At 70.6% G+C, this 6,832-nt stretch carries 4 protein-coding genes; 2 read left to right on the top strand and 2 right to left on the bottom strand.

Going from position 1 to position 6,832, the window contains the following annotated elements; genetic code table 11:
- The first annotated feature begins 969 nt into the window (after positions 1 to 969).
- On the top strand, positions 970 to 3,450 hold the full coding sequence (hrpB, locus tag K9U40_RS21260) for an ATP-dependent helicase HrpB (protein WP_282892112.1): 2,481 nt from the start codon (positions 970 to 972) through the stop codon (positions 3,448 to 3,450).
- Between the two features lie 18 nt (positions 3,451 to 3,468).
- Here hrpB and K9U40_RS21265 read toward each other — a convergent pair whose 3' ends face one another.
- Positions 3,469 to 3,867 carry an acyl-CoA thioesterase gene (locus K9U40_RS21265; RefSeq protein ID WP_282892113.1) on the bottom strand — a complete coding sequence of 133 codons (399 nt, stop codon included), beginning with the start codon at positions 3,865 to 3,867 and terminating at the stop codon, positions 3,469 to 3,471.
- Positions 3,868 to 4,626: 759 nt separating this feature from the next.
- On the opposite strand from K9U40_RS21265, the gene hemA reads away from it, so the two are divergent.
- On the top strand, positions 4,627 to 5,916 hold the full coding sequence (hemA, locus tag K9U40_RS21270; protein ID WP_282892114.1) for a 5-aminolevulinate synthase: 1,290 nt from the start codon (positions 4,627 to 4,629) through the stop codon (positions 5,914 to 5,916).
- Between the two features lie 62 nt (positions 5,917 to 5,978).
- On the opposite strand, the gene K9U40_RS21275 is transcribed toward hemA, so the two are convergent.
- Positions 5,979 to 6,809 carry a phosphodiesterase gene (locus K9U40_RS21275; RefSeq protein ID WP_282892115.1) on the bottom strand — a complete coding sequence of 277 codons (831 nt, stop codon included), beginning with the start codon at positions 6,807 to 6,809 and terminating at the stop codon, positions 5,979 to 5,981.
- Positions 6,810 to 6,832: the final 23 nt, after the last annotated feature.

The raw sequence follows: 6,832 nt of genomic DNA on the forward strand, positions 1-6,832 counted from the left end.
CACCGAGATCTACACCTATTAAGTCGTCGGCAGCGTCAGATGTGAATAAGAGACAGGTCCTTGGCCTGGAATGGCCACAGGATGGCCTCGCCCGAGCCGGAGGTGGCGAGCCACTTGCCGTCCGCCGTGAAGGCGAAGGACTTCACCCGCGAGGGATAGCCGGACATGCGCATGTGCGCGCCGTCCACCACCCGCCAGCCGTGGAGCGCCGGCTCCTGCATGGTGGTGACCAGGAAGCGGCCGTCCGGCGAGAAGATGACGCCGAGATGCGAGCCCTTCCAGCCGAACAGCTCGGGCTTGGCGGCGGCATTGGGAAACCACAGGGTGACGCCGCCATAATGGGCGATGGCGAGCCGCAGCCCCTTGGGCGCGAAGGCGAGGCCGCCCACGGTGGAGGGCACGTCGAGGCTCTTCGGCTCGCCCTTCGCCGGCATCACATGGGCGGTCTTGCCGGCGGACCAGGCGACCACGCCGTCCGGGCCCAGCGCCACGCGGTCGATCCAGCGGCCCTTCTGGCCGGCGAGGACGCGGGTGGAGCCGTCCGCGCGGGTCTCCATGACCTGCCCGTCGTCGCCGCCGGTGACGAGGCGCTTGCCGTCGGACGCAGTATCGAGCACGGCGCCGTCATGGACCGTGACGGTGCGCGTTTCCGCGCCCCCCAGATAGACCGCGCCTTCGGCCCCCACGAAGGCGGGCGTCCCATCGAGGAAAGCGAGGGCGACGATGCCGGTGTCGAAGCTCAGGGGCTGGACCCGGCTGGTGAGGCTGGACGGCGCGGAGGACATGAAAGACGGGTTCCCGGTTGACGGCGGGGCGTTCCTTAAGGCACCGAACGCCAGCGATCGCAAGCCCGGATCCCGCTGCCGGGCCTCCGGCGCCGCCGGCCCGGCGCGCAAGCCTGCGCGCGCCATCACCATGCAAAACCGGAATCCATTTTTGCTGAAAACGCTCTATGAGCGTGCGAGCACCATGTTCGATACGCCCCTGCCCATCGACGCCGTTCTCGGCGACCTTGCCGCGACCCTCGCCGCCGCCCCCTGCGCGGTGCTGGTGGCGCCGCCCGGCGCCGGCAAGACCACGCGGGTGCCCCTCGCGCTGCTCGATGCGCCGTGGGTGAAGGGCGGGCGCATCCTGGTGCTGGAGCCGCGCCGCCTCGCCGCCCGCGCCGCCGCCCGCCGCATGGCCCAGAGCCTCGGTGAGCGGGTGGGGGAACAGGTGGGCTACCGCACCCGTCTCGCCTCGGAAGTGTCCGGACGCACCCGCATCGAGGTGATCACCGAGGGCATCTTCACCCGCATGGTGCTGGAGGACCCCGAGCTTGCCGGCGTCGCCGCCGTGCTGTTCGACGAGTTCCACGAGCGCAGCCTCGATGCCGACCTCGGCCTTGCTTTGGCCCTCGACGCCCAGCGCGGCCTGCGCGAGGACCTGCGGCTTCTCGCCATGTCGGCGACCCTGGACGGCGCCCGCGTCGCCGCCCTCATGGGCAGCGCCGGGGCCCCCGCGCCGGTGATCGAGAGCGAGGGCCGGGCCTTCCCGGTGAAGACGGCCTATCTCGGCGGCGATCCGCGCAGCCCGCTCGAACCGCAGATGGCGCAGGCCATCCGCCGCGCGCTCGCCGACGAGAGCGGCTCCATCCTCGCCTTCCTGCCCGGCGCGGCGGAGATCCGGCGCACCGAGAGCCTTTTGCTGGAGCAGGTTCGCGACCCGTCCGTGGACGTGGTGGCGCTGTTCGGCGCGCTGGAGGCGGCCGAGCAGGACCGCGCCGTGCTGCCCGCGCCCAAAGGGCGACGTAAGGTGGTGCTGGCCACCTCCATCGCCGAGACCTCGCTCACCATCGAGGGGGTGCGGGTGGTGGTGGATTGCGGCCTTGCCCGGGTGCCGCGCTTCGAGCCGGACGTGGGGCTGACGCGGCTGGAAACCGTGCGGGTTTCCCGCGCCGCCGCCGACCAGAGGCGCGGCCGCGCCGGGCGCACCGAGCCGGGGGTGTGCTACCGCCTGTGGGGCGAGGGCGAGACGGGGAGCCTTGCCGCCTTCGCCACGCCCGAAATCCTCGCCGCCGACCTCACCGGCCTGGTGCTGGACCTCGCCCGCGTCGGCGTGCGCGAGCCCGCATCCCTGCCCTTCCTCGATCCGCCGCCGGCCCCGGCGGTGAGCGAGGCCAAGGCGCTGCTGCGCCTCCTCGGCGCCCTTGACGCCGACGATGGGGTGACGCCCCTGGGCCGGCGCATGGCGCGCCTGCCCTTGCCGCCGCGCCTCGCCCATCTGGTGGTGATGGGCGCCGACCGGGGCGTGGCGCGGGAGGCGGCGGAGATCGCGGCCCTGCTCACCGAGCGCGGGCTGGGCGGCGATGGCGTGGACCTCCTCCACCGCCTCGACGGCTTCCGCCGCGACCGGTCCCGCCGGGCCGAGGACGCCCGCCGCCTCGCCGCCCGCTGGGCCGACATGGCGCAGAGTGGTGGTGAAAAATCCGATGGCCCGCGCCCGTCGCCGGCGGCGCTCCTCGCCTTCGCCTTTCCGGACCGGGTGGCGAAGGCGCGCGGCGACGGCACGCGTTTCCTCCTCGCCAACGGCCGGGGGGCGGTGATGGACCCCGCCGCAGCCTTGGCGAAGGCACCTTTCCTCGCCGTGGCCGAGGTGGGCGGACGGGCCGAGGCCGCGCGCATCTCGCTGGCCGCCGCTTTGTCGCCGGACGAGGTGGAGACGCAGTTCGCCGGCGACATCAGCTCCGGCACCGAGATCGCCTTTGATGCGGAGGCCGCCGCCGTGCGGGCGCGGGAGGTGCGGCGGCTGCGGGCCATCGTTCTCGCCGCCCAGCCGCGTCCGGTGCCGGCGAACGAGGCCACCGCGCGGGTGCTGGCAGAGGGCATCGCGGCGCTCGGCCTCCACCGCCTGCCGCTCAGCGCCGCCACGACGCAATGGCGCGAACGCGTCGCCTTCCTGCGCGCGGCCGAAGGCGAGGCGTGGCCGGACCTCTCCGACACAACCCTCGCCGCCACCGCCGCCGACTGGCTCGCCCCGTTCCTCACCGGCAAGACCGCGCTGGCCGACATTTCACCGGGCGACGTGGGCGACGCCATCCACGCACTCCTGCCCTATGCCCTGTCGGCGCGGCTGGAGGCCGAGGCGCCCACCCATTTTGTCGCCCCCACCGGCTCGCGCCTACCCATCGACTATGGCGCGGAGGGTGGGCCGCAAGTGAGCGTGCGGGTGCAGGAGCTGTTCGGTCTCACCGCCCATCCGGCCATCGCCGGCGGCCGGGTGCCGCTGACGCTGGCCCTGCTGTCGCCGGCGCATCGGCCGATCCAGGTGACAAAGGACCTGCCGCAATTCTGGCGCGGCTCCTGGCGTGACGTGCGGGCCGACATGCGCGGGCGCTATCCCAGGCATCCCTGGCCCGAGGACCCCGCCGAGGCGCCCCCCACCACCCGCGCCAAGCCAAGAGGAGCGTGAGGCAAGGAACGTGAGGCGTCAGCCCTCTTCCGGCGGGATGGGGCGGGGGCGGCCGTCATCGTCGATGGCGACGAAGGTGAAGACGGCTTCGGTCACCTTGGTGGTCTGCTCGCTGGCGCGGGCGCGGCGCCAGGCCTCCACCTCGATGCGCATGGAGGTGCGGCCCATCTTGGCGACGCGGGCGAACAGGCTCACCTCGTCGCCCACCGCCACCGGCGACAGGAAGCTCATGGCTTCCACCGCCACCGTAGCCGCGCGCCCGCGCGAGCGCCGCGCCGCCACGTTGCCGGCGGCAAGGTCCATCTGGGACATCAGCCAGCCGCCGAAAATATCGCCGTTGGGATTGGTGTCCGCCGGCATGGCGATGGTGCGGATGACTGGAATACCGTCCGGCATGGTGGACTCTTTGTCGTGCATCGTCTCTCCAGGCGCCTGAGGCGCATTCCTTCATGCAAAAGCGTCTCGGCGCCTTCGACTTTAGCCCATAGCAAAAATTTGACCGGCTTCCGCCAAATTTGATCCATCTCAGAGAATCGGGCCGCGGGCGGTGGTTATCTCTCTCTTGTCCATGTCTTTTCGGGGCAGACAGGGCATGGATGACCGGCTCCGCCTTGCTGTGTGGGCGGAGCCGGTATCTCTTTCAGCCATCTATCCGGCAGCCGATGCGGTACTGTCGGAGCTTAAAGCTTCGGCAGTCCGCTCAATAAACGGCCCGGCCGGAGGCCGGCATGCCGTATCCGCGCCCCCTTCCCCTCAGGTCCGTCCGCACCGCCGCGCTTTATGTCGCAGGCCTGCGCCCGCGCGGTGCATCCCGGCACCGATGGCGTGGTCATCACCGGCCGGAATCTCAGGGCCTTCCCTACCGGCATGGCGCGCAGCGGCGCCGCCGGTGAGCGTCGCAAGTGTTCACCTTCATGCCGGTTCAGGTGGACGGACAGGCCTGGGTTGCATGACGGGTGCCTGACGGCGCAAGGCGGTCATCGCTGCCCCACCCAACATGCTGCAACGCACCATGTTTCCGTTCCGAGCGCCCGCCTTGCGCCGGATCGCCGCGCGTCCTGCTCACCTCTTGATTGGTATCAATACAAGGAGCAAGGTGCCGTCATAACCTTATAACAATAAGGATCGGCTCCACCGTGAGCCGTACCCAGTCGCTCAGTCGCCGCAGGGTTCGGAATGAACTACGACAGCTTTTTCGCCGACGCCATCGACGCCCTGCGCAAGGAGCGCCGCTATCGTACCTTCGCCGAGATCGAGCGTGACGCGCGCCATTTCCCGCGCGCGGTCTGGCATTCCCCCGGCGGCCCGCGCGACATCGTGGTGTGGTGCTCCAACGACTATCTGGGCATGGGTAGCCATCCCGACGTGGTCGCCGCCATGTGCGAGGCGGCCCAGGCGCGGGGCGCCGGCGCCGGCGGCACCCGCAACATCTCGGGCAACAGCCACGAGATCGTGATGCTGGAGCGTGAGTTGGCCGACCTGCACGGTAAAGAATCCGGCCTCGTCTTCACTTCCGGCTACATTTCCAACGCCACCGGCATCTCCACCATCGTCAAGCTGATCCCCGACTGCGTGGTGATCTCCGACGAGCTCAACCACAATTCCATGATCGAGGGCGTGCGCCACGGCGGCCGGCAGAAGGCCATCTTCCGCCACAACGACCTTGATCACCTGGAAGAGCTGCTGAAGGCCGCCGGCGACCGGCCCAAGCTGGTGGTGTTCGAGAGCGTCTATTCCATGGACGGCGACATCGCCCCCATCGGCGCCATCTGTGAGCTGGCCGAGCGCTACGGCGCCATGACCTATCTCGACGAAGTGCACGCCGTGGGCATGTATGGCGAGCGCGGCGGCGGTGTCGCCGAGCGCGACGGCGTCATGCACCGGGTCGATGTCATCGAAGGCACGCTGGGCAAGGCCTTCGGCGTGGTCGGCGGCTACATCACCGGCAAGCGCCTGATCATCGACGCGGTGCGCTCCTATGCGCCGGGCTTCATCTTCACCACCGCGCTGCCTCCGGCGGTCGCGGCGGCGGCCGCCGCCTCGGTGCGCCACCTGAAGAATTCCCAGGTCGAACGCGAGGGCCAGCGCACCCAGGTGGCCAAGGTCAAGCGCGCGCTTGCCGCCGCCGGCCTGCCGCAGATGGACACGCCCACCCACATCGTCCCGGTCATGGTGGGTGATGCCAAGGCCTGCAAGATGGCGAGCGACCTGCTGCTCGCCGAGTACGGCATCTATATCCAGCCCATCAACTATCCCACCGTGCCCCGCGGCACGGAGCGGCTGCGCATCACCCCCACCCCGTTCCACGACGACGCGCTCATCGCCCATCTGGCCAAGGCGCTCACCGACGTGTGGGAGCGGCTGGAACTGCCCTACGCCGACCGGGTTGCCGAGCGCGCCTCTGCCTCCTCTCGCCGCACGGCGCTCGGCCCCGCGCCCATCCCGCTGCCGGTGGCCGGAGGCTGATCGGTCGCTTCTGGAATGAACAAAAGCCCCGGCCGGTCCGGGGCTTTTTCATTTCCGGGGTGTCAGGTCCGCTCCGGCGTGCCGATGGCCTTGCCGTCCGCGCCGAAGAAGGGGTGCGGGCCGTCATAGGCGCCGATGAAGCTGCGGTGGGTCACCACCCGGCCGTCCGCGAACAGATGCAGGGACAGGCTGGGCGGCTCCATGTGGAAGGTGGGCGGCGCCTCGCGGTCGAGGGCGAGGCTCACCGAATGGGCCGGGGCGGGCGCGATGGTGGCGGCGACGCCGGCGAAGCTGGTGGTCACCGCCCGATGGACATGGCCGCAGGTGAAGCCGAGCACCTGGGGCCAGTGCCCGAACACCTCTTCCAGCCCCGCCGCATCGGACAGGTTCTGCACGTCCATGTGCCGGATGCCGGTGAGGAAGGGGGGGTGGTGGGCGCAGACGAAGGCCGGCCGTTCCGGCGCCGCGCCCAGCGCGCGATCGAGGAAGGACAGGCCTTCTTCCCCGAGCGCGCCGTGCGGGCGGCCGTAAACGGTGGAATCCAGCATCACCAGCCGCAGCGGGAAATCCTCGACCACATAATTCACCCGCCCGTCGTTGCACCGCGCGGCGATTTCGGGGAAGGCGGCCAGCAGCCCTGCGGACGAATCGTGGTTGCCCGGAATGGGAAGCAGCGGCATGGGCAGCGCCGCGGTGATCGCCCGGAAGCGGGCATATTCGGCCGCATCGTCGAAATCCGTGAGGTCGCCGGTGACGATCACCACGTCGGGCCGGGGCGCGAGGGCGAGGATGTGGGCGACGGCGGCTTCGAGATAGAGCGCCGTGTCCACCACCCCGTAGGCGAGGGTGCCGGGACGGCGGATGTGGGTGTCGGTGAGCTGGGCGATGAGCATGGGGCGGGATCAGACCTGTCTCT

Source organism: Xanthobacter autotrophicus (assembly GCF_030015065.1).
In the GTDB taxonomy this organism is placed as follows: domain Bacteria; phylum Pseudomonadota; class Alphaproteobacteria; order Rhizobiales; family Xanthobacteraceae; genus Xanthobacter; species Xanthobacter autotrophicus_D.

Excerpts from the sequence above, each read along its gene's own strand:
- hemA (WP_282892114.1), top strand. The coding sequence starts at position 4,627 with ATGAACTACGACAGCTTTTTCGCCGACGCCATCGACGCCCTGCGCAAG.
- K9U40_RS21275 (WP_282892115.1), bottom strand. The coding sequence starts at position 6,809 with ATGCTCATCGCCCAGCTCACCGACACCCACATCCGCCGTCCCGGCACC.
- K9U40_RS21265 (WP_282892113.1), bottom strand. The coding sequence starts at position 3,867 with ATGCACGACAAAGAGTCCACCATGCCGGACGGTATTCCAGTCATCCGC.
- hrpB (WP_282892112.1), top strand. The coding sequence starts at position 970 with ATGTTCGATACGCCCCTGCCCATCGACGCCGTTCTCGGCGACCTTGCC.